Origin of the sequence: Microvirga sp. 17 mud 1-3 (assembly GCF_003151255.1) — a bacterium.
In the GTDB taxonomy this organism is placed as follows: domain Bacteria; phylum Pseudomonadota; class Alphaproteobacteria; order Rhizobiales; family Beijerinckiaceae; genus Microvirga.
Genome location: NZ_CP029481.1, coordinates 2,465,003 through 2,489,304 on the forward strand (window position 1 = coordinate 2,465,003; position 24,302 = coordinate 2,489,304).

Here is a 24,302-nt window from a genome sequence, read left to right on the forward strand (position 1 = left end):
AAGTTATGCTGCAGTGAGTAATTCGGGATTGTTGTTGAACGCCCATCGCGGCACCGTCAGCGACTGGATAGTGTCGCCATACCCAGGCCAGACACCAGTGGCGCAGCACTGCGCATATTGATCCAGATCGCGGCGGTATTCAGCCCGCCCAAGCGCAACGCTTTCGCTGTCGAGCATGTACACGGCCACGCCCTTGGCCTGTCCATCGACCACGCAGGCGTCTTTTTCGACGGCCAGAAAAACGAATGCGCGCGCTTCGGCTGGAACGGACGGCGGAAATTCAGCGTCCGCGCTGGCTGCCTGCAACTGTTTGCGCATCGTATTGATGCCGTCGAGGTAATACGGGTGCTGAACATGATAGCGCCAGTTCGCAATCGACTTTGCGAACCCTGTCGGGCTGGCGTCCAGCGTGGTTTTCACGTCCACCACAATGCCGTCCTGGCGCCAGAAGTCCGGCCGGCAGCGGCACAGCTGGCCGGTGGTTTCGTCAATCCAGTACACCGACCGCTCGGCCACGCCAGGAACGGCAGTCAACAGCGCGCTGGCTGCCGGGTGCGCCATCACGGCATCGCGCATCCGGTGCAACTGGTCCCAGGCGTCCGCGTCCAGCACGGTGCGGTGGCCGTTGTTTTCCAGCCACGACTGTTTGACTTCGGACCACAGCGTGATTTCGCGGCCGTTCGCGCGCAGGATAGCGGCCAGTTCTGCCATGGTGCCCTTGTCGGACAGCAGGCCGGGGCGGTGTTCGTTGATGCGTTCGATACGCTGTTTCAGCAGCGCCGCCGTTTCGCCCTTGAGCGCGTCAACCGTCACGCCGTCGTTACTGTCGTGGAATTCCGGCGCGTCCATGATGCGCGCCACCAGTTCGTCCTTTGCGCCGCTGGTGGACAGTTTCGGCAGGCGGCCGGCGTTCAGTTCGGCCACCATCGCCAGCAGCGTGTCCCTGTCCGCGATGGCGTCCGGCACGTCCGCCTGGCGCAGCGCCAGACAGTAATCCTTCGTGAATTCCGCCGGTTCCAGCAGCAGCGCATGGAACGCGGTTCCAAGGGCCTGGGCCGGCGTGGGCTGGCGTTCGTTTTCGTTCGCCGCTTCGACCACCGCGCGATAGTGCAGTGGGCTGCGCGCGATCAAATCAAGGCCGGACTTTGATATGCCCGGCCCGCCATGGTATTCGGCATTAGCAATGCCATCGTAAAAACCTGGTTTCATGGTTTCCCCAAGTGAAGATGAACGATAATTGTACATCATTAGTGAGCAACCGTGAGGATCAATGAGGCGCGATGATGTGTAAATACATCACCGTTTCTTTAGTGTCACCGAATGGCGCGGCGCGGGGCAATGCCCTTACTGTCCATTTTGGACAGTTTGCCAGCCGCCTTGTGGATAAGCCGCGCCGCTTCGGAAATCATGGCGCCGCGCCCATAGAACGCATGTGTGCGCGACATCACAAAACCGCCGCCGGCCGTGCGTTCGATTGCGCCGCATGCTTCCAGTTCTCGCAATTTCCTGATGACCGTGGGGCGCGGCATGCCAGCGTAATCGGCCAGTTTCGACGCCGACATGGGCCGCCCTTCGGCGTGTCCGACGTGTATAGCGCAGCACAATATCACGGTGTCGGCGTGTGTGCCGAACCGTTCCTGGTTCAGAATGGACCGCGATATTTCGCACACCAGCGCCAGTACCAGGCGCGCAACAACGGGTTCGCGTTTTGGCATTGCATCACCACCATGCGCCCCCGTTCAGTTAGAATATACGTTTGTAATCAGCCCACGCCACAACCATGACAGTAACAATTCAGCTGCGCGACTACCAAGACGACATGATGGCGCGCGCCAGGGCAGCCATGCGCAGGTGCCGCAGGGTGCTGCTGCAGGCCCCGACCGGCGCCGGGAAAACCGCCCTGGCAACGTTCATGGCGGGAGGCACGGCACAGCGCGGGCGCATCGTGTATTTCATCTGCCACCGGGCTGAACTGGTCGCGCAAACCAGCGCAACGTTTAAGCGTTTTGGGCTGCCGCATTCGTTCATCGCCGCCGGCCTGCCCTATGATGCGCGCCAGCTGGTGCAGGTGTGCAGCATCGACACTTTGAAGGTGCGCGCCCACATGCTGCCGGAACCATCCCTGGCGATCTGGGACGAATGCCACCACATCGCGGCCGCCGGCTGGCTGGCGGTGATGAACGGCTGGACGCGCGCGTATCATGTCGGCCTTTCCGCCACGCCCACCAGGACGGACGGCGCAGGGCTGGACGGAATGTTTGATGACCTGGTGCTGGGTCCGGCAGTGGCCTGGCTGATCGAGCATGGCCACCTGGCGCCATACCAGGCGTTCATCCCGCACGGCGGCATGGACGTGGGCGGCGTGCACACGCGCATGGGCGATTTTGTGGCCAAGGAAATCGAAGCGCGCGTGGACCGCCCCAAGCTGGTGGGCGACATCATCACGCACTGGCGTAAGCACGCGAACGGCCTGTGCACGGTAGGGTTCGCGCCATCCCTGGATTTTTCCATGTATATGGTGGGCGAGTTCAACGCGGCCGGCATCACGGCGGCGCACCTGGACGGCAACACGCACAAGGCCGAGCGTCGGCAGATCATCCAGGCATACGCGGACGGACGCATTCAGGTGCTGTGGAACAGATTTCTGTTCGGTGAGGGGTTCGACCTGGCGGCCATCGCGCAGCGTGATGTGACCATTGATGCGGTAATCGACTGCGCCCCTACGCAGGCGCTGGGGCTGGCCATGCAACGCTGGGGGCGGGCGCTGCGGCCGGCACCAGGCAAAACCGCCATCCTGCTGGACCACGCCGGAAACATGCTGCGCCACGGCTTCCCTGACGACGAGCGCGAATGGAGCCTGCAGGGGCGCGAGAAATCGGGGCGCGGCGGCGACAATGAGGGGCCGCCGCCGCCGATCATCTGCGATGGCTGTTTTAACGCCATCCGCCGCCCCGCCCCACCGACATGCCCGCACTGCGGCAAGCTGCTGCGCAAAGAGGCGCAACAGATCGAGGTGGCCGAAGGCGAACTGGTGGCAGCGAACGACAACGACAAGGCCGCCATCAGGGCGCAGCGAAAGCGCGAACAGCAAGAAGCACGAACACTGGGAGAACTGGTCGCCCTAGGGCAGCGGCGAGGATACCCAAGCCCGCAGGCGTGGGCTCTGAAAGTATGGTCCGCCAGAGGTCTGAAACGGAGAAACGCAGCATGACAGACAACGATATCGAGCGCATCGCGCAGCGGGTTGCAGAAATAGTTTCTGCAATGATTGATGAACAACTTGCCGAGACAGCGGGCATTCTAATTGAGGCGGCCAAATCTTCCGGGGCAAGAAATATCCGGCCAGATGACAGCGCAGTTTCAGACAAATGGGAAATCCCTGTATCGAATTTCATTACAGGCAAACCAGAAACAACGGTTCCTGAAGTACTGTGTGGAATCGGTGTTCCATCTGAAAAGCATGGCAAGGCAGAACAAATGAGGATCGGAAAAATACTGAAAAGCTTGGGCTATCAGAGGAAAAAATTAAGGAGGGACGGAAAGCCGAAAAATGTATGGGTGATTGAAGAAAGAAATTATGAGCAGTGACGCGATGAGGAAATGGGCGAACAGTCCGTGGCGGCGCGAGATAGCAAAACGCAAATCAGGACTGGCGGCGTGATAGGAAAATACAATAACGCGACCGATTTACTTATGTATAATTACTTCACCATCAACGCAACGCGCTACGGCGCACAAGGAAAGGAAATGGAATTCAAAACTGGACAGGTATGGAGAACGCGCGACGGCAAGATCGTGACAATCGAATCAATCGAACCTTCGTCAGAAGCTATTTTCATTGTTCAAGGAAGTGACAAAGGATGGAGAACAGCCGAAGGGTTCTATTTTGGCGCCTGGATGGAAGATGGCAGGGATCTGGTGGCGCCCATTACTGATGTTCAGGACGAGGAACAGCAATCCTCCGTCGAATCTGGCGCGGAGCGTGATGGCGCGCCCATCAAGATTGCCAGCAGCGAACAGCGAAACGAACATATCGCCAAGATCATACTTGCCGGGATTGGCGATGGCATGAAAGCCATGGATATAAGCGAGTTCATCGGCCTGTACGACGAGGCCGTAGGATGGACCAACTGATGACCCGCGCCGACTGGTACGCGCAGCACAGCGGAGGCGGATGGCGCACAGCGCGCACCGCACACCGATGCGACCGCGTGGGCCGCGACGGCCTGCGGTGCATGGGGCGGATGGCACCAGGGCAAAAGTATTTCGACAGCAACCAGCACAACCAGCGCAGCAGCAGCCAATGGGGCACCATCAAGCTGTGCGAGGCGTGCGCAAATCAGGAAATCCAATCATGAAAAACCAGGACCACAACACCACCGCGCGCCAGGAATTCATCCGCAACATCCCGCGCGAAACCGAACTGCAGCAGCGCATCGAACAGCGCAAGGCGGAAATGGGCGAGAAATATATTTGCCACCCGGCGAACCACGTCAAGCGCCTGGACGTGCCGCTGCCCCGGTAACATGGCGCGCTACCATTGCCGGTGCCGCAAGTGCGAGGCCAGGCGCGTGCTGCCGCGACATCCAGACGACTACCTGCGCCCGCCGCGCTGCGCATGTGGCGCGAAGTCCTGGCGGATAGACCGATGGATGAACACGCGAGACACCAGCATGCACGGCGCAGGGTGTAATTGCAGTGGATACTGGTTCACGCACAGACGCGGTTCTAAGTTCTGCTGGTATCGTAAAGACGGAACCGCCCGCGTTCCTGGTGATCCAGATTTTTCCGACAGGGAACTGTCGGCCGATGAAATAGCGGCAGCAGCCGCACAGATAAAGGATGCAGCATGACGACGTTTAAACAGAAAATCCTTTCCGGCGAAATCAAGCGCGCCGACGCCATGAAGGTTCGGTACGAAGATTTGCACGTCGAGCCTGGTTTCAACTTGCGCGCCGACATCGAAAGCCTGCGCGGACAGGCACGCGAGGAAGCCGAAGCCGCCGAAGAAAACCTGTTCCGGCACATCATGGCTGGCGGCCAGTACCCGGCCCTGGAAGTCCGCCCGCGCGCCGAAGGTGGCGTGTGGATCGTGGACGGCCACCGCCGGCACCGGAACATTGGCCGCGCCATCGCAGCCGGCGCCCCGCTGCAGGACAAGGACGGCGTGGTGTGGGTGCGCGTGGAAGCGTTCAGCGGAAACGATGCGGACCGTGTGGCGCGCGTCATCACCAGCCAGGAAAACCGCAAGCTGGCGCCGCTGGAAATCGCGGAAGGCTACAAGCGCCTGTCCGCGTTCGGCTGGGACAATGACCGCATCGCCAAGACGGTGGGCAAGACGCCGCAGCACGTCGCGCAGCTGCTGATCCTGGCCAATGCGAACAGCGACGTTCACCGCCTGGTGGCCGAAGGCACCGTGTCCGCAGCCATGGCCGTCGAAATGGTACGCAAGCACGGAGACGAAGCGGGCCAGGTGCTGGCGGGCGAGGCCGACAAGGCCAAGGCCCAGGGCAAACGGAAGGTTACGGCCGGCACCATCAAGGGCAAGCCGCTGCCGCGCGTCGTAGTGGACCGGACGGTGGATGCCCTGGAAGGGCTGGCGGAATCCCTTGGCGCCGACGCCCGCGCCGATCTGGCGTATGTCGAGGCGCACGCCGATGATGCCGCAGCGCGCGAAAAAACCATCAGCGTACCGGCCTGGGCGCTGCTGGACCTGCTGGCGCAGCACCAGGAAATCATCGACGCCAAGGCCGCCGAAGCCCAGCGCGTGCGCGATGCCCAGGCGAAGGCTGCGCAGCAGGAAATCCCGCAGGCGAACGACAACCAGCCCATGGAGAATGCAGCATGAGATATTTTGTAACACTTCTGGCCGCGCTGACGATGTGCACGACCGTACAGGCCGATGAAGCCGTGGACCTGAAATGCAGCCAGGCCACGAACGTGGCGGTGGCCACGTTCAACGCCCGCAAAGACGGCCTGACCGAATCCCAGGCCATGGGCATGCTGCGCGAACAGAAGATTTACAGCGGCATCCTGGTTTGGGCCGTGAAACAGGGGCTGCGCGCGCCGGCTGATGCTGCGGAATGGGTGGTGCGCGGTTCCGTGTTTGGGGAATGCGTGAAGCGGGGGGCGGTGTGAAAGAACACGCCATCCAGAACACCATCCGCAACGCCCTGGCCGGCGAATGCCTGCTGTTTCGCGCGAACGTGGGGCGGGCCTGGACGGGCGACAGCGTGCACAAGCTGCCGAACGGCGACCTGGTGATACGCAATCCGCGACCGTTCTATACGGGCCTGCCGCCTGGTTTCGCGGACACGTTTGGCTTGGCAACGCGCATCATCACGCCGGCCGACGTGGGCACGAAGCTTGGCGTGTACATCGCAGGAGAAATCAAGACGGAACGCGGGCGCGTGTCCGACAAACAAGCGGCGTATCTGCGCGCCGTCAATGACAACGGAGGCGCTGCAGACGTTTGGCGCACTGTTGACGATGCCAGGGCCACGGTGGCCAGGGCCAAAGGAAAGGTATGAGCATTGCACGACAAAAGAACGAATGGGGCTATGAAATCCCCACCGAACTGAAAGTTAAACGGGTTCACCCTGACGCGGTGCTGCCGGCGTACGCCACGGACGGCAGCGCGTGTTTCGACTTGCGCGTGGTGGGCCTGACGCGGCCAGTAAAGGTTTTCGACAGCCAGCCCTTGGCGCTGCGCACCGGCCTGGCGTTCGAAGTCCCGAATGGTCACGCGATGCTGGTTTTCAGCCGCAGTGGGCATGGGTTCAACTACGACACCAGGCTGGCGAATTGCGTCGGCGTGATCGACAGCGATTACCGGGGCGAAGTCATGGTGCGCCTGACCTGCGACAGCAACCGCGTGGACCTGCTGGAAATCAAGCCCGGCGACCGCATCGCCCAGGCAATGCTGGTGCCAATTCCGCGCGTGCAGCTGGTGGAAGTGGACGGCCTGGCGCCGACCGCGCGCGGGGAAGGCGGGTTCGGTTCGACGGGGGCGTGAAATGAAACCGTTTTACGTCCTGCACCCCGGCATCGTGGTGAGCCGGTACGATGGCCAGGAACACTACATCACCGCGCAGCAGCTGGCGGGCCTGTACCGCGTCAATCAGAACGACTGCGCGGTGTATCGTTCCGAAAACGATCAATACCGCACGCCGCGCCCATTGGTGCACCTGTACCCGCGCGATGATGGCAATTACACCCTGCCGCAGTATGCCGCCGGCAAGATGCTGCGCGAATCGCTGGGACGGCATATGTCCGGTTTCATCGGCAAGCCCATAACGCCCATAGCGCTGGCGGAAGTGCAGGCGGCAGCAACCCAGGCCCTGCGCGAAACGGCGGCGGCATACCCTGATCTTTTCGAAGAAACGGTGGAAGCCGTACCCTGTGGGAGCAACCGCATCGTGCTGGCATGGGGTCCCCGCGCGCAGCAGGCGCTGGAAGATGACGCGACAAACGCGGGGACACAATGAACGCCCGCGATTTCGCCCGCCAGCGCGCCATCATCGAACGCCGGTTCAGCGCCAAGCCATCCAAGCGTTCCGCCGCCATGCGCCGCCTGGTGCGCGATTCCGGCGCCGCCGTCATGGTTTCAGGAACCAAGGCCATGGGCTGGCGCCTGCCAGACGGTTCTGTGGTGTGCGTGAAACACAGGTTCCGCGACCGCGACCGCGCCGAAACGGAACTGCAGATCATCGCCGCGAAGAACTGGAACCATCATCGGGTGCCCACCAGGGTTTACGCCTGCCGATTCTGCAATGGCTGGCACCTGACCAGCCAGCCATCAAGGTTCGACGCGGCTGAATAGTGCTGTGCGGTGATGCCGCGTGAACACAAAGTATTCGGCGGTAAATTTTCAAAAGTATATTTGCGCGGTATAATCACCGCACAGTATTTTTTCTGGACGACGTTATGAATATTCGATACGGCAGCGTGTGCAGCGGCATAGAGGCCGCGACCGTTGCGTGGCACCCGCTTGGCTGGAAGGCCGCATGGTTCGCGGAAATCGAACCGTTCCCCAGTACGGTGCTGGCACACCATTACCCTGACGTGCCCAACCTGGGCGACATGACGAAGATTGCCGAGCGCATACGCGCCGGTGAAGTGCAAGCCCCCGACGTGCTGGTGGGCGGGACACCGTGCCAAGCGTTCAGCGTGGCCGGTATGCGTGGCGGGCTGTCTGATGCCCGTGGCGCCTTGACTATTTCTTTTGTGGAATTGGCTGATGAAATCGACAGAACAAGAATTGCAGCAGGGAACGAACCCTGCACCGTCGTGTGGGAAAACGTACCAGGCGTTTTATCGTCCAAAGATAACGCTTTTGGATGCTTTCTTGGGGCACTCGCCGGCGAAGCTGACGCGCTGCAGCCACCAGGGGGAAAATGGGCGAACGCTGGTTATGTGCGCGGACCCCAAAGAACAATCGCGTGGCGCATTCTGGACGCCCAATATTTCGGAGTGGCCCAACGACGCCGCCGTGTGTTCGTTGTCGCAAGTGCTGGTGCGCGGTTCGATCCCGCAGCAGTACTTTTTGAGTTCGAAGGCGGCCGCCGGGATTCTGCGCCGCGCCGAGAAGCGGGGGAAGAAACTGCCGGCACTCTTGCATCACGCACTGGTGCAGGCGGCTTTCAAGGGACAGACGAAGCCTGCAGCGGATACGTGCAACCCGTTGCCGTTGCCCTGCGTGGACGCGACGGGGGCGCAACCGCAGAATTAGGCGACGATGTGTCGTTTACGCCGCGCGCGTGCAGCGGTGGCGGTGACAAGCCGCACGTTATCGTGCCTGTCGCGTTCGGCGGGAACAACACCAGCGGCCCCATCGACGTTTCGCCAGCCCTAAACGCATGCGGCAGTGCCAGCGGCCGCCTGGATTTCGAATCCGAAGCGTTCCTGGTGCAGCCTGTCGCTCATGTCGAAACCATGCCGGCCATTACGTGCGGCGGTGGTCATGCCGCCAGCCACAACCAGACAAGCGGCCAGATGCGGGGTCAGTACATCCTTCCCGTTCTGGCGTTCGACATCCTGGGCACACCGGCATCCGAAGTAGCGAAGCCCACGGACGTGCACACCCCGCTGCGCGCACGTACCCCTGGCCAGTTCGAAAACAGCACCGTAACGGTGATTGCCCACTATTACGCCGTGCGCCGACTGATCCCGATGGAATGCGAACGGCTGCAGGCATTCCCTGACGGGTACACTCTGGTGCCGGTGCGAGGCAAACCAGCGGCCGACGGCCCGCGCTACAAGTCGCTGGGCAATTCCATGTGCGTGAACGTCATGCACTGGATAGGCAAGCGACTGGACCGCGCGCTGCGCACGGCAGTGCCCGCGAACGACAACAAACTGAACGCCACCGACGTGGCCGCATGACTATGAACAAACGCACGAAACGCCTGCATCAGCTGATGGCGCGGCACGAACTGAACGCCGACCAGGTGGCCGCTCTGCTGGGGCGCGCATCCACCACCGTGGCGATGTGGCGCGTGGGCAAACCGCGCACGATCCCGGCGCACATGCTGCAGCTGCTGGAAATGAAGCTGGGCGCGAAATGAAGGCGCCAGCGTGCCAGCGCGACCGCACAGTAACGCTGCAAGTCAGCGGCGAAGCGGTGTGCGCCTGGTGCGAACAATACCGCCACGAATGCGAGGCGCGGCACGTCATGGCGCGCAGGACACTGGCCGAACGCAGGGAATACCTGGCGGGCGTGGAAAAACACAGGGGTGCGGCAGAACGCCAGCGCCTGGAAAAAACAATCATGGCGCTGTGGAAGCAGCGTAAGCAGAAAAATGAACCCAGCGGAACGTGATTTACCAGAACACGAAATCATCGAATTGTTCCGCAAGTCCATGGCCGAAAACGGCCTGGAAACGCCGGACAAGATCGAGCCGACCGCCGGGGAAATCCGCCGGTTCCACGTCAAAGGCGACGGCCCGAACACGCGCAACGGATGGTATGTCCTGTTTACGGACGGCAAGGTGCCGGCGGGCGAGTTCGGCACATGGAAGGGCGGGCAGACCGTCACATGGACAGCCCGCGATGCCCGCGCGCTGACGCCCGAAGAACGGCGCGACGTGCAGGACCGCATCGATGCGGCGCGCAAGCAGCGCGAGGCAGACCAGCGCGCGCGCGAGGGCGAGGCGGCACGCACGGCGAACCTGTACTGGAACGAGGCAGACGAGGCAGACGACAGCCACCCATATCTGCGGCGCAAGCAAGTCCCGGCCCACGGCCTGCGCATCGGTTCGTGGCCGGTGACACGGCGCGACGGAACCGTGTTCCGGCACATCGACAACACGCTGCTGGTGCCGGTGATGGATGCCAAGGGCAAGATCATCAGCCTGCAGGGAATCTTCCCGTCGCGGGATGAAGGGTTCGGGCGGGATAAGGATTTCTGGCGCGGCGGACGCAAGCGCGGCGGGTTCTACATCATCGGCCGGCCGGCGCCTGGCGGAACTGTAGCGATATGCGAGGGATACGCGACTGGCGCAACGATCCACCAGGCGACAGGCTGGTGCGTCGTCGTCGCGTTCGACGCCGGCAACCTGACGCCGGTGGCGGTGGCGATGCGCGAGGCCATGCCGGACTGCATGATCGTCATCACGGCCGACAACGACCAGTGGACCACCGAACCGGTGGAAAACCCAGGCGTGGTTTACGCACGCCAAGCGGCGGCCGAAATCGGCGCGCTGTGCGTCGTTCCGCAATTCGCTGATGTCAGCACCAGGCCAAGCGACTGGAACGACCTGGAGGCCCTGGAAGGCATCCAGGAATGCCAGCGGCAACTGATGGCGCATCAGGCGCGAAACGTGGTGCCAGCAGCGGCAAACGACAATGCGCCGGCGACCGTGGACACGTTCACGCCGCTGCCTGATGCTGGCGGCAGCGGGAAACCCCTGTCCACCATCGAAAACCTGGCCGAAGTGTGTCGGCGCCTGGGCGTGGTGGTGCGGTACAACGTCATCAGCAAGGAAGAAGAACTGCTGATCCCAGGCCATGCGTTTTCCGTGGACAACGCGGCGAACGCCAGCCTGGCGTGGCTGATGTCCTGGTGTTCGCGGTTTCGCATGCCGACAGGAAACCTGGGCGATTTCGTCACGTTCCTGGCCGACCAGAACCTGTACAACCCGGTGGCAAACTGGATCACCAGCAGGCCGTGGGACGGCACAAAACGCCTGCCTGCGCTGTACGAAACCGTGACACCGAAAGAGGATAAGCGCCTGCAGGACGGGACCAGGCTGCGCGATGTGCTGATTAAACGCTGGATGGTTTCGGCCGTGGCAGCCGCGTTTCAACCGAACGGCGTTTCCGCCCACGGCATCCTGGTGCTGCAGGGCGACCAGTACCTTGGGAAAACCAAGTGGTTCAAGAACCTGGTGCCGCAAGAACTGGGCGTGCTGAAAGACGGCATGATCCTGCGGCCGGATGACAAGGACAGCGTGAAACAGGCGTGTTCATTCTGGCTGGTGGAGCTTGGCGAACTGGACGCGACGTTCAGGAAATCCGACATCGCACAGCTGAAATCATTTATCACGAACCAGTCCGATGTCCTGCGCCGCGCCTACGCCAGGAAGGAATCGCATTTCGCGCGCCGCACCGTGTTTTTCGGCAGCGTGAACCCGCGCGAATATCTGCACGACCCGACGGGAAACAGGCGGTACTGGACCATCGAGGCGGCCGCGCTGAACATGGACCACGGCCTGGACATGCAGCAGGTGTGGGCAGAGGTGTACGAGTTGTTCAAGGCCGGGGAATCGTACTATCTGCAGCCCGACGAAATGGCCGCCCTGAACGCGCACAATGAAGCATTCACCGTGGTGGACCCCATCGAAGAACGCCTGCAGACGCGCCTGGACTGGGACGCCAAGCATGACGCCTGGGACTGGAAAACGTCCACGGAAGTGCTGATTTCCATCGGCATCGAAAAGCCTACGCCCGCCGAAGCAACGAAGGCCGCGCTGGTCATCCGCAAGTTGAACGGCGGAACAGGAAAGCGCGTGAAGGGGCGGAATCTGTTGTTCGTGCCGCCCAAGCCGCTGGGCAAGGAAGATTACGACCGGCCGTTTTAGTTTCTGACTATCAGGCCGATAGATAAATACAATCAGCCAGAAGCGCCCAGGTGCGGATTTACATACGTATAATTACTTCATCGACAAACGAACCGGAATGAACGACATGGCCCAAGCAATCGCACGCAAGACAAACAGCAAGGGCGTTACCTATGCGCTGGTTCAGGACGGCGAAACCTTCGGTGTTTACAAGCGCTGCGAGAACTACGCGCCGCATCGCAAAGGCGGTCTGGCCGTGTCGTGGCGCTACGTCGAAAAAGGAATGAACCGCGATGCGGCGCAAAAACTGTTTGACCGCCGCGCCGCTTAACAACCCCGCCCCGGTTCGCCGGGGCAGCACTGGAGAGATGAACATGACCGACATTCAAGAAATGGACACGCTGCAAACGATGGTGGCCGACTATCGGTGCGTTTTCCCGAAGGAATCCGCCAGCAAGTCGGATGCCGAAATCGCTGACATCGTGTTGTGCCAAGAAGGCATATCCCACGAATACATCGACGGCGCGCTGCTGATCGGCGGCGTCCGTATTTACTGACAGCCCAAGCCCTGCCGCGTGACAGGCGGCAGCACCATCAACGAGGAAAGGACGTGAAAAAAATCAACTGGTGGAACGTGTGGGCCTACACGATGACGGGCCTTGCGCTGGCGGTGCTGGCTGTCATCGCGTTCATGTTCGCCATGGCGGAGCCGATTGTTTGATGAATTGCATCACCGCCGCCGGGGCGGTTCCCCGGCGATATTTCAAGGAAAGGAAATGCGACTGACCAACGAAATTCGCAAAATCATCATCAAGGCCGCCATGCACAAGGCGTTCGACGCCCGCGACAAGGCCCACGAAAAGGCGAGTACGGCGCTGGCCGATGCCGCGTACCAGCACGAATACGGGGCCATCGGCAAGATCGCGGCGAAGCTGCCTGAAAACTGGTGCTGCCGGGACAACTATATCAAGATCGAGGCGGCGGGATTCAGTTGGCATGGTGACAGCCTAGCGCGTGACAGCCTGCGCATGTCGAAAACGCGCCCGATGCCGAACTATCAATACAGCAACCCGGTCAAGATCGGCGGCGCACATCCGCTGAACGATAAGGCGCAGGCCGTTGCCGATGAATACCAAGCCATTCAGCGCGACAAAGACGAACTGCGCGCCAAGCTGAACGCCCTGGTGTATTCCGTGACGACGACTGAAAAGCTGTTGGAAGCGTGGCCAGAGTGCGAGGCTTTCATCCCCGCCAGAGTGCCGACGACGCGGGCGCTGGTGCCTGTCGAACTGGTGCCGGAACTGAATGCTGCCATTGGCATCAAGGCGAAGCGCAAGGAGGCGTGATGGACGACAGACTACTGGCCGGCAAGCTGTGCCGCGCATACTGCAGATTCGATAACCTGCGGCTGAATGCGTCGAGGCCGGAAGCAATGAGCATCGTTCAGCAAGACATGACGCGGATCATTGCCGGCACCATCGCGGACAAGCACATCAAGGAAGAACGGGGCGAATTCCAGACAACGTTCGTGCTGGACGTGTACGTGCTGACGCCCGACGAATTTCACCAACTGGTGCAGCAGGAAGCCATGGAACTGACGCGCTTTATGCGCTGACGCATCACCGCTGCCGGGGCGGTTCCCCGGCATCAACGCGCGATAGGCGCATGAAGGAAATGATGTGAAAAACGACGATATCAAACTACCACCACTGCCCAAGCCCATGGTCGATATCGCGGCGTGGCTTGAGGTGAGCAGTGACGCAGAGGTAGCAAGAGACATCCTCAATTACGCCCGCGCCGCAGTCGAAGCCGACCGGCAAGACCATCTTCGTGATGCCGCGAAAATGGTGCCGAGCGATGAGCTTCGCAGCAGGGCAGACGCGGCTTACAGCGCGTACATACAGCAGATGCGCTCTCGTGAATGTCTGGGGTGGGAGCATAAGGTCAAGACGAGGAAATTTGGTGAAGCAGAACTCAAGGCTCATACAAAAGCCGGGGAATTTCTTGGTCGCCATCGCGCCTTCGATGAGTGCGCCAATATGCTGTCCCGCTACAGCAGCGGTCAGCCTGCTGCAAGATCAGCCGATTACGAAGCTACTTTGGCCGATCATAACCGCCTTGTGCGCGAACTGGATGTGCTGCTGAATGGCGAAGATGGCGCGGCCCAACAGGCAAGCCTTTGCGACATCGTGGCCCAGGTGCAGCGAGAAGGATTACGGTCGAAGTGGTACGAGCGACACCACGGCCAGCCCGCCGCAAGCCCGGAGCCGGATGACATGCCCCCGCTGGACGATCGCGCCACATACCCCGCCTCGAGGATCCGCCGCTTGATCCGCGAGGATCGCGCGCGCCGCGCCGCCCCTGTAGCGCAGGAGCCGGTGGCGTATCTCGATCTTGGTGCGGGCGGCTACATCGACGTGGGAACCGACCTGACAGACGAGCAACTGGCTGCACTGCCCAAGGGTCGGCACATGCTGGCGATCATTGGGACGTATGGCGTGGACGGCTACGTAGCCGCCCCCGTTGCCGCCCAGCCCAGCGCTCAGGATCGGGAGGATGCGGAGCGGTATCGGTGGCTGCGGCGTCATGACAGCCGCCGTCATGCTACCGGAATCCTCGTCAAAGGCATCTTGTTCGACGGGGGTGAATCAGCCGAAAAAATCGACGCTATTGTTGACGCCGCCCGCACAGCGAAGGGGGCCGACCAGGCGCAACCAGTCGAGGGCCAATGCGACTACCTGGACGGCGACGAGGAATGCCGCGAAGTGCATGAGTGGATCATGCAGCAGGACCACAGGGGGTATCGGAAACCATGAGCCCCATCGCCCACATGGTCCAGCAGATGCAGCAGGCCGCCACCAGGCCGGCAAGGCGGGCCACATCGGCCAGGATCACGCCGGAACTGCGCCGCGATGTCCTGGCCGCATTGCAGCAAGGTAAGACGGTGCGCGAGATACGCGAAACGTTTGGCATCAGTCACAAATCGCTGGTGAAGATCAGGGACGCGGAACCGTGAACTGAACACCAGGTTAAGGCAGCGCCCGGCCCGCCCATGAGGCGGGTTTTTCATGCCTACACCCAGGATGCACATGACCATGCACCCGCCGTAAGTCATTGATCCATAAGGTGATAGGTGCCCTTTAGGTGTAGGGTGTATGTAGGTGTATGTATGTATGTAGTTAAAAGAGAAGAGTAACAGGGGGGCGCATATACCAGTTACAAACACGTATCCCCTAACTGCAAAATGAAAAAGGGGGCACCCCTACACCCAGCGGCAAGTTATTGATAAATAAGATGAAATAGCAAAATATGCCGGGTGCACCCTTTTTGGGGTACACCCCTGCGGCGCACTTGCGGACATCCATCGCAGAAACGCTTGGGTTTGTGGATTCACACAGTATCCAGCATGTTGTACAATTCCCCCTATTGACACGCCAGGGGCGATTACATGCGATTACCTAGAAGCGTGCAGGAAATAGCGGACGTTATAGGCCGTGAGCGGGCGTTATACTTGATCGGGAAGCTGCCGCGATGCTTTGCGGGCAGCGAGGGGCATAAGTCTTGGCGGCCCATGCTGTACGTTCCCGCCCTGCGCCGGCTGACACCCGATCATGCCCTGGTGGACATCCTGGGATGGAATGATGCCGAACGCCTGTGCCGGCATTTCGGTGGCGAAATCCTGCAGCCCGCGAATTGCGCGGAAATTTACCGTCCGTTCCGGGACAAGGCGATTTCGAAGATTGTTGCAGGCGGAATACCGCCCAAGCTGGTGGCCGAATGGTTTGGCGTAACGGACCGGCATGTGCGGACGGTGCGGCGGGAAATCCCACAAGAGGAATCCCGGCCCGCGAACGACAATAATCGGCAAATCTAAACGGACCTCAAGGCATGAACACAATGGAACCCACATCCACCAGCAGCGCCGCAGGAATTGCGGCGTGGAAACTCATTGGCGGCCTGGCTGGGATCGGCGCCATCGGGGCCGGCCTGGCGACAATCGTGGTGATGTGCGTTTTGCGCCCGCGCACGCAGGCCGAATGGACTGTGGGGATCATTTCCACCGTGATGGGATCAATCAGCGGCGGCGCGTTTGTGGTCCAGTATTACGAACTGCAGGAATGGGCCGCAAGCCCGTTTGGCCTGGTGGCCATGCTTGGCCTGGTGTTCGCCTGCGGCCTGCCGGCATGGGCCATCGTCCGCTGGTCTTTCAACTACATAAACAAGCACGAAAGCGCTGACATTGCGGAAATCGTCAGCGATGCCCGCAAGCTGGCAAGGGGCGAGTAATGGCGGCTGACCTGCATGCGATCCTGAAAAACACCATCGCCCCCGCGCTGGACCTGCTGCCGGAAAAGATGACATCCGGGAAATCCATGGTGATGCTGCTGGCCATCGGGCTGCAGGAATCGAGGTTTGAACATACCCATCAAATCGGCGGCCCGGCGCATTCCTGGTGGCAGTTTGAGCGCGCAGGCGGCGTTCGTGGCGTCATCAAAAGCAAGGCGACCAAAGAGCACGCGCTTGGCCTTTGCTACCAGCGCGGAATTGCCTTGAATGAATCGTCCGTGTTCGGCGCAATGGAGCATGACCAGGTGCTGGCTGCCGGCATGGCGCGCTTGCTGCTGTGGACCGATCCAAGGCCGCTGCCGAAGATCGGTGACGCGCAATCAGCATGGGATTGCTACCTGCGAAATTGGCGGCCAGGCAAGCCGCACCCGCAGACGTGGGGCAAACTGTACGACACCGCGATGTTCGCGGTGATGCGCTACCAGCAGGACGACGCGGCATGATTGCGGCCTGGCCCATCCTGCGCCGCATCCTGCCTTACCTGGTGGCTGTGGTGGCCGTGGTGGCCGTGCTGTTTGGCGCGTATCGGCATGGCGTCAACACCACGACCGATAGGTACGAACGCAGGCTGGCTGATATCAGCACGGCAAACGCCACCGCACTGGCCCAGGCCCAAGCCGACGCGCGGGGCAAGGAACTGGCCGCACAGCAGGCCCAGGCAGACATCGAAACAGCATACCTACAGGGGCAGCGTGATGCGCAAGCTATTACTGATCGCACCATTGATGATTTACGCGCTGATCGTGTCCGGCTGCGCGGCGACCTTGCCAGCGCCCAGTGCGCCCTTGCTGGTGTGTCCGACATTGCCACCGGCACCGGCCAGCGTAATGCAGCCTGTGCAGGCGGACTTCGGAAAGCGGATGCGGAATTTCTTGTTCGATTCGCAGACCATGCCGACGCAGTAGCGCGTCAGCTACAGGCAGCGCAGGCCATCATCGAGTCGGACCGCAAGGTGTGCGGAATGCACCAAGATGGTGCAAAGGATGCACCATGATGGTGCAATGTGTTGCATCAATACAACATTTTGGGTCCTTCCCTGGGCGGCACCCGGGCGGGGGCAACGGCACCGCGAAGTTTGATATCTGCATGTGTTGCGAAAATGCAACTTATGATTACTGAACAGGCGTGAAAGATGGCAAAAGGGCAGACCGTTACCCGTTCTGGCCTGGCGGAAGTGTTCGGTGTGGCGCTGCCGACAGTGGACGGATGGGTGCGCAATGGCGTGCCTGTCGTGACACGCGGCGGCCGTGGCCGGCAGTGGGCGTTCGACACGGCAGACGTGGCCGCCTGGCTGCGCGACAAGGCTGTGGCAGAAGCGACCGGCGACACGCAGGCAGACGAAGCCGAATTGAAACGACGCAAGCTGCAGGCCGAAACCACGAAGGCCGAACTGGAACTGGCCAAGGCGCGCGGAGACGTGGCGCCGGTGCGCGAGTTTGAGCGCGCCCAGGCGGCCGCGTTCGCGCAGATCCGCGCCAATATCATGAACGTGCCGCAGCGCGTGGTGGTTCAGCTGCTGGGAGAAACCGACGAAACGCAATTCAAAACGAAGCTGCGGGCGGAACTGGCGCTGGCCCTACAGGAATCGGCCACGGCCGACCTGGTGATGGCCGACGACGAAGAAGCCGACGATGAATAGCGCGGACACGTTCAGCAACCTGGAAGCCGTGGCTGCTGCCACGCGACGCGCCATGGCAAACCTGGTGCCGCCGCCTGACATGCTGCCATCGGTGTGGGCTGAACAGAACGTCCGCATCCCTGTAGGCAACGCGATACCCGGCCCAATATCGTTTGAAAACGCGCCATACCAGCGCGGCATGCTGGACGCCATCAAGGAACCAGGCGTGCGCCGCGTGTCCTATATGACTGGTGCCCAGCTGGGAAAAACCACCGTCCAGCAGTGCGCCACCGGCTATTTCATCGCGCACGAACCGCGCAGCCAGATATTCGTGCAGCCGACCCAGGGCGACGTGCAGGCGTTCCTGGAAACCAAGCTGCGTCCGATGCTGGACGCGAACCCGGCCATTTCTGACAAGATGGCAAAGCAGCGGGGGCGCGAAGGCGTCAATAACAGCCGCATCATTTCGTACATTGGCGGCTGGCTGATGTTCAGCTGGGCCGGAAGCCCAAAGACCCTGCGCGGCCGTTCCGCCCCGATTGTCCAGGCGGACGAAATCGACGGTATGGAGGCCACGCCGGAAGGCGATCCAGGCGAACTGCTGGCGCAGCGCGCCGCAACGTTTGGCGACCAGGCGCTGCGCACGGAGTCGTCCACGCCCACCGTGCTGGGGGCCAGCAGAATCCATACCGCGTTTCTTGAGGGCGACCAGCGGCGGTACATGGTACCGTGCCCACACTGCCATGAAGCACAGCCGCTTCGCTGGGAAAACGTCACATGGTCCGGCCGAAAGTCCTCCGGCATCAAAGACTTTGAACTGGACCTGGATGGCGAACACAAGCCGGAGACAGCCGGCTATGTGTGCGAGTCCTGCGGTGTCGTCTGGAATGACGGCGAACGCCTGGCCGCCATTAGAAGCGCGGAGCGCCAGGGCCATGGCTGGAAGGCATCGAAGCCTTTTCGTGGCCACATATCGTTCCACGCCCCTGAAATGCTTTCGACGTTCAGGCGCATGCGCGAGATTGTCCAGTCCTATCTGGACAAGATCGCCCTGGGCGACATGCAATCGTTCGTGAACGTGAGCCTGGGCGAACCCTACGAAGAAACCGGCGAAAAGGCAGACCCGGACAGCCTGCAGGCGCGGGCTATCGAATACCCGGAACAGGTGCCCATGGGTGGCTTGTTCCTGACGGCCGGAATCGACATGCAGATGGACCGCCTGGAACTGGAAGTGGTGGCCTGGGGCGAGGCTGAACGCAGCTGGTCCGTGGATTATCGCGTGCTGTGGGGCGACCCGCTGCAGGGCGATGTGTGGGATGAACTGGACGACGTGCTGGCCGAAACGTTCACGCACGAATCCGGCGCGCAACTGCCGATATCGGCCGCGTGCCTGGATACCGGCGGCACCAGCGGATACACGCAGCGCGCCTATGAATACGCGCGAGGGAAAACAGGCCGGCGTCTGTTCGCCATCAAGGGCGTGCCAGGCTGGGGGCGCGGGATCGTGGAAAAGCCGCAGCGCAAACAGTCCGGCAAGAATGCCCGCAAGGTGGATTTGTTCCTGGTGGGAACTGACGAAGCCAAGCTGGTGGTCATGCGCCGCCTGGCCAACGTGGTGCCTGATTCACCAGGGTACTGCGAATTCCCGGCCGGCCGTGACGCGGAATATTACCAGCAGCTGACAGCCGAAAAAATGGTTCTGCGGTACGTGAAGGGCCAGCCTGTGCGCGAGTGGACCAAACCGGACCGCGCGAGGAACGAGGCCCTGGACTGCCGGGTGTATGCACTGGCCGCCCTGAAAATCATCCAGCCATCGTTTAAACGCATTGCGCAGCGCCTGGGAGTGAAGATTCCGGCGCGAAGGGCTGCAGTGGCGCCCGCAAACGACAATGCACCACCCAGGAAGATTGATCCGGCCGTGGCTGCTGCGCTGGCCGCCATCAAGTCCGTCCGTGCGCGCAAGGCAACGGAAATCCCACAAGAGGAACAACAGGCACCAGGCGGCGAAACTAGCACCATAACGAAGCCCAGTCGCACCCTTAAACGACGAAAGGGAAGCTGGGCGACAACGTGGTGATAAATGGCCTGCCCGACAACGAACCGATATCTGCCGGCAACGGCAACCGCCGGCCTGAATTTTTCGGCCAGCGTGTCCGCGCCAGAATATCCGGCCCCTGACTGGGCGCTGGCGCTGTACCTGCGCGGGCCGAATCCCATCAACCTGAATTCAACCCCTGACGGCACCGCGCACACGTTCGCGGCCGCCGCAGCCGCCACGGCCGAATGGGCCGCTGGCGACTACTGGTATTCCCTGCGCGCGACGAACGGCACCGACACGGTGGAACTGGAAACTGGAACCATCCGCGTCCTGCCTGACCTGGTGGCCGCAGGCGCCGGATATGACGGCCGCAGCCAAGCGCAGATCGCGCTGGACGCCATCGAAGCCGTGCTGGCAAAGCGCGCGACCATCGACCAGGAACGATACCGCATCAACAACCGCGAACTGTACCGCACGTCGATTTCTGACCTGCTGAAACTGCGCGCGTTCTATGCGGCGCAGGTGAAGCGGGAAAACGGCATCAAGTCAGGCCGTTCGACATTCGGCCGGCAAATTGCCGTGAGGTTCACCGCATGAAATTCTGGAATTTCGGACGCACAGCAGAACCCGCACCGGCGCCGCTGGCGCCTGCAGAACAGACGCGCACGCGCACCCTGCTGTCCGTGCGCCGTGCTGCTGCGCGCATGTTCAAGGCGGCCAACGTCATGCGTACCGACAAGTGGGAAACGACGCCCACGACGCCGGACGAATTCATTTCTCGCCAGCAGCGCGTCCTGGTGGCGCGTTCCCGGCACCAGTGGGCGAATAACGATTACGTGCGCAACTTCGTGCGCCTGGTGCGCCAGAACGTGGTGGGTCCGCAGGGCATCATCCTGCAGGCCCAGGCGCAAAAAACGCGCGGCGGAAAGCTGGACAAGCCGCTGAACGACGCCATCGAAGCCGCCTGGGAAGAATGGAGCAAGGGCAAGAATTGCGACGTGACCGGGAAGCGCAGCCTGTGGAAAATCCAGCGCCTGGTGATGAACACCACGGCGCGGGACGGTGAATTCATCATCCGCAAGGTGTACGGAGCCGATGCTGGGCCGTGGGGTTTCGCCCTGCAACTGATCGACCCGCAGCGCCTGCCGCCCGATTACGACGTGTCCAGGCTGAAAAACGGCGGATTCATCCGCCACGGAATCGAGTTCAACCGCTACGGCCGCGCCGTCGCGTACCATTTCGGATCGGACGACGAAAGCGACAGCCAGTATTACCATGTGAGCGGGCGCGGGTATATCAGGATTCCAGCCGACGAAATAATCCATGGCTTCCTGGAAGAAATGGTGGGGCAGCGCCGTGGCCTGCCATGGTCCAGCACTTCGCTGTTTCGCCTGCACCACCTGGCAGGCTTCGAAAACGCCGCCGTGCAGAACGCGCGCGCGTCCGCCAGCAAAATGGGGTTCATCGAATACGCGGACGGGTTCGGCCCCGAATGCGAGGACGACGAAGGCGTGGAAATCGACGCGGAGCCGCTGTCGTTCCATGAGTTGCCACAGGGCGCGAAAATCGCGGAATGGAACCCGCAGTACCCCAGCGGCGAATTCGCGGTGTTCAACAAGGCCATGCTGCGCGGCGCTGCCGCCGGCTGGGGCGTGGCGTACAACAACGTGGCCGGGGACCTGGAAGGCGTGAATTTTTCCAGCATCCGCCAGGGCACGCTGGACGAGCGCGACCACTACAAAGACCTGCAGCAGTGGCTGATTGAAACGCTGATGCAAGAAATTTACGACGAGTGGCTGCCGCGCGCGCTGCTGTCCAATCGGATACTGGTGGCGAACAAACCGGTTCCGGCCAGCAAGCTGGACGCCTGCAAGCAAATTTCGTGGCAGGGACGGCGCTGGCAGTGGATCGACCCCACGGCGGACGTGAAGGCGGCCGTGGAATCGAAAAACAATTTGCTGGCATCGCCTGGGCAGATCATCCGCGAATCCGGCCGCGACCCGCAAACCGTGTGGCAGGAATCGGCGCGCGACGTGCGCGCCATGATCGACGCATACGTGGCCGAAGGTATCCCCGAAGCCGCCGCCACGGAAATGGTGATGCTGGCCATGGCACCGGGCCGTCTGCCGACGAAGGCAGGCGAGAAGCCCGCCGACAATCAACCCGACACCAAAAAGGCACCGGAATGAACGAAAAGGAACTGGCCAAGCGGCTGAAAGAAATCCGCGAACGCGGCCTGATGCAACGCGAAGCCAGCGTGGTGGGTGTGGACTTGAACGCGCGCACAGTCGAACTGTCGTTTTCCAGCGAGGAAGAATACCGCCGCTGGTTCGGCATTGAAGTGCTGGACCATTCGCCTGGCGCGGTACGCCTTGACCGCCTGAACGATGGCGCCGCCGTGCTGTGGAACCACAACTGGAACGACCAGCGCGGCGTGGTGGAATCCGCCCGCATAGACAAGGACCGCAAGGGCCGGGCCGTGGTTAGGTTTTCGAAGTCCGAAGATGGCGAAGAAATGCTGCAGGACATTGCGGACGGCATCATCACCAAGGTTTCCGTGGGCTACCAGGTGCACGGCATCAAGTTGAAAGAGTCGAAAGACGACGCGGACGTGTACCTGGTGACGGACTGGGAGCCTTACGAAATTTCCATGGTGAGCGTGCCCGCCGACGCCACCGTGGGCGTGGGGCGCGCTGCGGAAATCCCACAAGAGGAAATGCCCGCCAGCGCGGCGGACAATGGCACCATTCGTAATTCTGAACCGGCGAATAACCCGACCCCTAAAGGCAGGAATATGCACGAAAAAATCATGCGCGATGCGCAAGGCAATCTGGTTCGCGCCAAGGTGGACGACGCCGGCGCCATCCAGGAAATCATCGAAGTTATCGAGCGTGCCGGTGACGGCGAACGTTCGCACGTTCAGCGCGGCGCCGATGCCGAACGCAATCGCGTGCGGTCCATCACGGAACTGGGCACGCAATACGACCAGCGCGACCTGGCCATGGAATTCATCGGCAACGGCAAATCGCCCGAAGAATTCCAGCGCGCGCTGCTGGACAAGATGAACGAGCGCAGCGCCAAGCCGATCAAGGACGCGCCCAGCGCGAGCCTGGGCATGTCCGACCGCGAGGTGCGGAATTTCAGCGTGTTTCGCGCCGTGCGCGCCCTGCTGCCGAACGCCAGCCAGGCCGACCGGGACGCCGCCGCGTTCGAATTCGAATGCAGCCGCGCCGCCGAAAAGCAATACGGCAAGGAAGCCCAAGGCATTCTGATTCCGCAGGACGTGCTGGATCGCGCGTTCAACGCTGGCGGCGCCGCGAACACTCCGACCGGCGCGACCAGCGGCGCAAACGTGGTGGCCACCGAACTGCTGGCTGGTTCGTTCATCGAAATGCTGCGCAAGCGCACCACCATCATGCGCCTGGCGCAGACGATGGGCGGCCTGGTGGGCAATATCGAAGTGCCCAAGCAAACCGGCGGCGCGACCGCGTACTGGGTGGGCGAAGGCGCCGACGCGATCGAGGGCACGCCGGTTATCGGCCAGATCGCCATGACGCCCAAGACCGTGGCGGCCTACACCGACATCACCCGCCGGCTGCTGATGCAATCGACGCCGGACGCCGAAGGCATCGTGCGCCGTGACCTGATCGCCGCCGTATCGCAGGCCATCGACCTGGCCGGGTACTACGGCAGCGGCGCCGGCAACGAGCCGCGCGGCATCAAGAACTACACCGGCATCAACGCGGTGGACCTGGCTGGCGCCTCGCCCACCTACGCCGAAGTGGTGCAGATGGAATCTGAAATCGCCGCCGATAACGCGGACGTGGACAGCATGGCCTATGTGGTCAACGCCATCATGCGCGGCGCGCTGAAAACCACGCAGAAGTTCACCGGCACGAACGGCGCCCCGGTGTGGGAACCCGGCAACACCCTGAACGGCTACCGCGCCGAAGTCACGAACCAACTGGCGAACGGCGATGCGTTCTTCGGCAACTTCGCGGACCTGATCGTGGGCCTGTGGGGCGGGCTGGACCTGACGGTGGACCCGTACAGCCTGTCCAAGTCCGGCGGCACCCGCATCGTGGTGTTCCAGGACGTGGATTTCGCCCTGCGCCGCCTGGAATCGTTCTGCTACGCCAGCGCCAGCGTGGTCCCGTAATGGAAGGCTGGAACGGATAGCAGCACCCTAACAGGCCGCCCATAAACCGGCGGCCTGTTTTACAGCCACCGGAGATTTCCA

At 61.8% G+C, this 24,302-nt stretch carries 32 protein-coding genes; 30 read left to right on the plus strand and 2 right to left on the minus strand.

The window, feature by feature from the left end:
- Nucleotides 1-3: 3 nt before the first annotated feature.
- Nucleotides 4-1,248 (minus strand): PD-(D/E)XK nuclease-like domain-containing protein, encoded by a 1,245-nt coding sequence (locus tag C4E04_RS11760; protein ID WP_162559368.1) that lies wholly within the window; start codon nucleotides 1,246-1,248, stop codon nucleotides 4-6.
- A gap of 65 nt (nucleotides 1,249-1,313) precedes the next feature.
- Nucleotides 1,314-1,715 (minus strand): helix-turn-helix domain-containing protein, encoded by a 402-nt coding sequence (locus tag C4E04_RS11765; RefSeq protein WP_109597674.1) that lies wholly within the window; start codon nucleotides 1,713-1,715, stop codon nucleotides 1,314-1,316.
- 65 nt (nucleotides 1,716-1,780) lie between these two features.
- Here C4E04_RS11765 and C4E04_RS11770 point away from each other — a divergent pair, with 65 nt between their 5' ends.
- From C4E04_RS11770 to C4E04_RS11910, 30 genes are all read left to right on the plus strand, one after another.
- Complete coding sequence (locus C4E04_RS11770) at nucleotides 1,781-3,211, plus strand: DEAD/DEAH box helicase (protein ID WP_109597675.1); 1,431 nt, start codon at nucleotides 1,781-1,783, stop codon at nucleotides 3,209-3,211.
- Nucleotides 3,208-3,588 (plus strand): hypothetical protein, encoded by a 381-nt coding sequence (locus C4E04_RS20885; RefSeq protein WP_162559369.1) that lies wholly within the window; start codon nucleotides 3,208-3,210, stop codon nucleotides 3,586-3,588. The genes C4E04_RS11770 and C4E04_RS20885 overlap by 4 nt, the downstream gene beginning before the upstream one ends.
- 12 nt (nucleotides 3,589-3,600) lie before the next feature.
- The gene (locus tag C4E04_RS11775) at nucleotides 3,601-4,134 is read left to right on the plus strand and encodes a hypothetical protein (RefSeq protein ID WP_109597676.1); all 534 of its coding nucleotides are present in this window, start codon (nucleotides 3,601-3,603) and stop codon (nucleotides 4,132-4,134) included.
- Nucleotides 4,134-4,358, plus strand: coding sequence for a hypothetical protein (locus tag C4E04_RS11780; protein WP_162559370.1), 225 nt, complete (start codon nucleotides 4,134-4,136; stop codon nucleotides 4,356-4,358). The genes C4E04_RS11775 and C4E04_RS11780 overlap by 1 nt, the downstream gene beginning before the upstream one ends.
- Nucleotides 4,355-4,525, plus strand: coding sequence for a hypothetical protein (locus tag C4E04_RS20890; protein WP_162559371.1), 171 nt, complete (start codon nucleotides 4,355-4,357; stop codon nucleotides 4,523-4,525). The genes C4E04_RS11780 and C4E04_RS20890 overlap by 4 nt, the downstream gene beginning before the upstream one ends.
- A 324-nt stretch (nucleotides 4,526-4,849) precedes the next feature.
- The gene (locus tag C4E04_RS11790) at nucleotides 4,850-5,848 is read left to right on the plus strand and encodes a hypothetical protein (RefSeq protein WP_109597679.1); all 999 of its coding nucleotides are present in this window, start codon (nucleotides 4,850-4,852) and stop codon (nucleotides 5,846-5,848) included.
- Entirely contained in the window at nucleotides 5,845-6,138 is a 294-nt protein-coding gene (locus C4E04_RS11795) for a hypothetical protein (RefSeq protein ID WP_109597681.1), read from the plus strand. The genes C4E04_RS11790 and C4E04_RS11795 overlap by 4 nt, the downstream gene beginning before the upstream one ends.
- Nucleotides 6,135-6,530, plus strand: a complete 396-nt coding sequence (locus C4E04_RS11800) for a VRR-NUC domain-containing protein (RefSeq protein WP_109597682.1) — start codon at nucleotides 6,135-6,137, stop codon at nucleotides 6,528-6,530. The genes C4E04_RS11795 and C4E04_RS11800 overlap by 4 nt, the downstream gene beginning before the upstream one ends.
- Nucleotides 6,527-7,015: a dUTP diphosphatase gene (gene dut, locus C4E04_RS11805; protein ID WP_210204564.1), complete on the plus strand. Its 489-nt coding sequence runs from the start codon at nucleotides 6,527-6,529 to the stop codon at nucleotides 7,013-7,015. Before C4E04_RS11800 ends, dut begins: the two co-directional genes overlap by 4 nt.
- A 1-nt stretch (nucleotide 7,016) precedes the next feature.
- Nucleotides 7,017-7,487 carry a hypothetical protein gene (locus tag C4E04_RS11810; RefSeq protein ID WP_109597683.1) on the plus strand — a complete coding sequence of 157 codons (471 nt, stop codon included), beginning with the start codon at nucleotides 7,017-7,019 and terminating at the stop codon, nucleotides 7,485-7,487.
- Nucleotides 7,484-7,822 carry a hypothetical protein gene (locus C4E04_RS11815; protein WP_109597684.1) on the plus strand — a complete coding sequence of 113 codons (339 nt, stop codon included), beginning with the start codon at nucleotides 7,484-7,486 and terminating at the stop codon, nucleotides 7,820-7,822. The genes C4E04_RS11810 and C4E04_RS11815 overlap by 4 nt, the downstream gene beginning before the upstream one ends.
- 104 nt (nucleotides 7,823-7,926) lie before the next feature.
- Nucleotides 7,927-9,384 carry a DNA cytosine methyltransferase gene (locus C4E04_RS11820; RefSeq protein ID WP_174219268.1) on the plus strand — a complete coding sequence of 486 codons (1,458 nt, stop codon included), beginning with the start codon at nucleotides 7,927-7,929 and terminating at the stop codon, nucleotides 9,382-9,384.
- Nucleotides 9,385-9,386: 2 nt separating this feature from the next.
- Nucleotides 9,387-9,566 carry a hypothetical protein gene (locus tag C4E04_RS11825; RefSeq protein ID WP_109597685.1) on the plus strand — a complete coding sequence of 60 codons (180 nt, stop codon included), beginning with the start codon at nucleotides 9,387-9,389 and terminating at the stop codon, nucleotides 9,564-9,566.
- Nucleotides 9,563-9,820, plus strand: coding sequence for a hypothetical protein (locus tag C4E04_RS11830; RefSeq protein ID WP_109597686.1), 258 nt, complete (start codon nucleotides 9,563-9,565; stop codon nucleotides 9,818-9,820). The genes C4E04_RS11825 and C4E04_RS11830 overlap by 4 nt, the downstream gene beginning before the upstream one ends.
- A complete protein-coding gene (locus tag C4E04_RS11835; protein WP_109597688.1) occupies nucleotides 9,801-12,080 on the plus strand; it encodes a VapE domain-containing protein in 2,280 nt (759 codons plus the stop codon). Before C4E04_RS11830 ends, C4E04_RS11835 begins: the two co-directional genes overlap by 20 nt.
- A gap of 97 nt (nucleotides 12,081-12,177) precedes the next feature.
- A complete protein-coding gene (locus tag C4E04_RS11840; protein ID WP_109597689.1) occupies nucleotides 12,178-12,390 on the plus strand; it encodes a hypothetical protein in 213 nt (70 codons plus the stop codon).
- 43 nt (nucleotides 12,391-12,433) lie between these two features.
- Nucleotides 12,434-12,616, plus strand: coding sequence for a hypothetical protein (locus C4E04_RS11845; RefSeq protein ID WP_162559372.1), 183 nt, complete (start codon nucleotides 12,434-12,436; stop codon nucleotides 12,614-12,616).
- Between the two features lie 219 nt (nucleotides 12,617-12,835).
- Nucleotides 12,836-13,405: an Nmad5 family putative nucleotide modification protein gene (locus C4E04_RS11850; RefSeq protein WP_109597692.1), complete on the plus strand. Its 570-nt coding sequence runs from the start codon at nucleotides 12,836-12,838 to the stop codon at nucleotides 13,403-13,405.
- Nucleotides 13,405-13,674, plus strand: a complete 270-nt coding sequence (locus C4E04_RS11855) for a hypothetical protein (protein WP_109597693.1) — start codon at nucleotides 13,405-13,407, stop codon at nucleotides 13,672-13,674. Before C4E04_RS11850 ends, C4E04_RS11855 begins: the two co-directional genes overlap by 1 nt.
- 64 nt (nucleotides 13,675-13,738) lie before the next feature.
- Entirely contained in the window at nucleotides 13,739-14,875 is a 1,137-nt protein-coding gene (locus C4E04_RS11860) for a hypothetical protein (RefSeq protein WP_109597695.1), read from the plus strand.
- Nucleotides 14,872-15,075: a hypothetical protein gene (locus C4E04_RS11865; RefSeq protein WP_109597696.1), complete on the plus strand. Its 204-nt coding sequence runs from the start codon at nucleotides 14,872-14,874 to the stop codon at nucleotides 15,073-15,075. Before C4E04_RS11860 ends, C4E04_RS11865 begins: the two co-directional genes overlap by 4 nt.
- Before the next feature lie 555 nt (nucleotides 15,076-15,630).
- Nucleotides 15,631-15,933, plus strand: a complete 303-nt coding sequence (locus tag C4E04_RS11870) for a hypothetical protein (RefSeq protein WP_109597697.1) — start codon at nucleotides 15,631-15,633, stop codon at nucleotides 15,931-15,933.
- Between the two features lie 14 nt (nucleotides 15,934-15,947).
- Nucleotides 15,948-16,346: a hypothetical protein gene (locus C4E04_RS11875; protein ID WP_210204565.1), complete on the plus strand. Its 399-nt coding sequence runs from the start codon at nucleotides 15,948-15,950 to the stop codon at nucleotides 16,344-16,346.
- Nucleotides 16,346-16,849 (plus strand): hypothetical protein, encoded by a 504-nt coding sequence (locus tag C4E04_RS11880; RefSeq protein WP_109597698.1) that lies wholly within the window; start codon nucleotides 16,346-16,348, stop codon nucleotides 16,847-16,849. Before C4E04_RS11875 ends, C4E04_RS11880 begins: the two co-directional genes overlap by 1 nt.
- Nucleotides 16,846-17,400 carry a lysis system i-spanin subunit Rz gene (locus C4E04_RS11885; protein WP_162559373.1) on the plus strand — a complete coding sequence of 185 codons (555 nt, stop codon included), beginning with the start codon at nucleotides 16,846-16,848 and terminating at the stop codon, nucleotides 17,398-17,400. The genes C4E04_RS11880 and C4E04_RS11885 overlap by 4 nt, the downstream gene beginning before the upstream one ends.
- A 138-nt stretch (nucleotides 17,401-17,538) precedes the next feature.
- Complete coding sequence (locus tag C4E04_RS11890; RefSeq protein WP_109597699.1) at nucleotides 17,539-18,045, plus strand: terminase small subunit; 507 nt, start codon at nucleotides 17,539-17,541, stop codon at nucleotides 18,043-18,045.
- Nucleotides 18,038-20,101, plus strand: a complete 2,064-nt coding sequence (locus C4E04_RS11895; RefSeq protein WP_109597700.1) for a phage terminase large subunit family protein — start codon at nucleotides 18,038-18,040, stop codon at nucleotides 20,099-20,101. Before C4E04_RS11890 ends, C4E04_RS11895 begins: the two co-directional genes overlap by 8 nt.
- 3 nt (nucleotides 20,102-20,104) lie before the next feature.
- A complete protein-coding gene (locus tag C4E04_RS11900; protein WP_109597702.1) occupies nucleotides 20,105-20,659 on the plus strand; it encodes a hypothetical protein in 555 nt (184 codons plus the stop codon).
- On the plus strand, nucleotides 20,656-22,251 hold the full coding sequence (locus tag C4E04_RS11905; RefSeq protein WP_109597703.1) for a phage portal protein: 1,596 nt from the start codon (nucleotides 20,656-20,658) through the stop codon (nucleotides 22,249-22,251). The genes C4E04_RS11900 and C4E04_RS11905 overlap by 4 nt, the downstream gene beginning before the upstream one ends.
- On the plus strand, nucleotides 22,248-24,221 hold the full coding sequence (locus C4E04_RS11910; protein WP_109597704.1) for a phage major capsid protein: 1,974 nt from the start codon (nucleotides 22,248-22,250) through the stop codon (nucleotides 24,219-24,221). The genes C4E04_RS11905 and C4E04_RS11910 overlap by 4 nt, the downstream gene beginning before the upstream one ends.
- Nucleotides 24,222-24,302 lie beyond the last annotated feature (81 nt).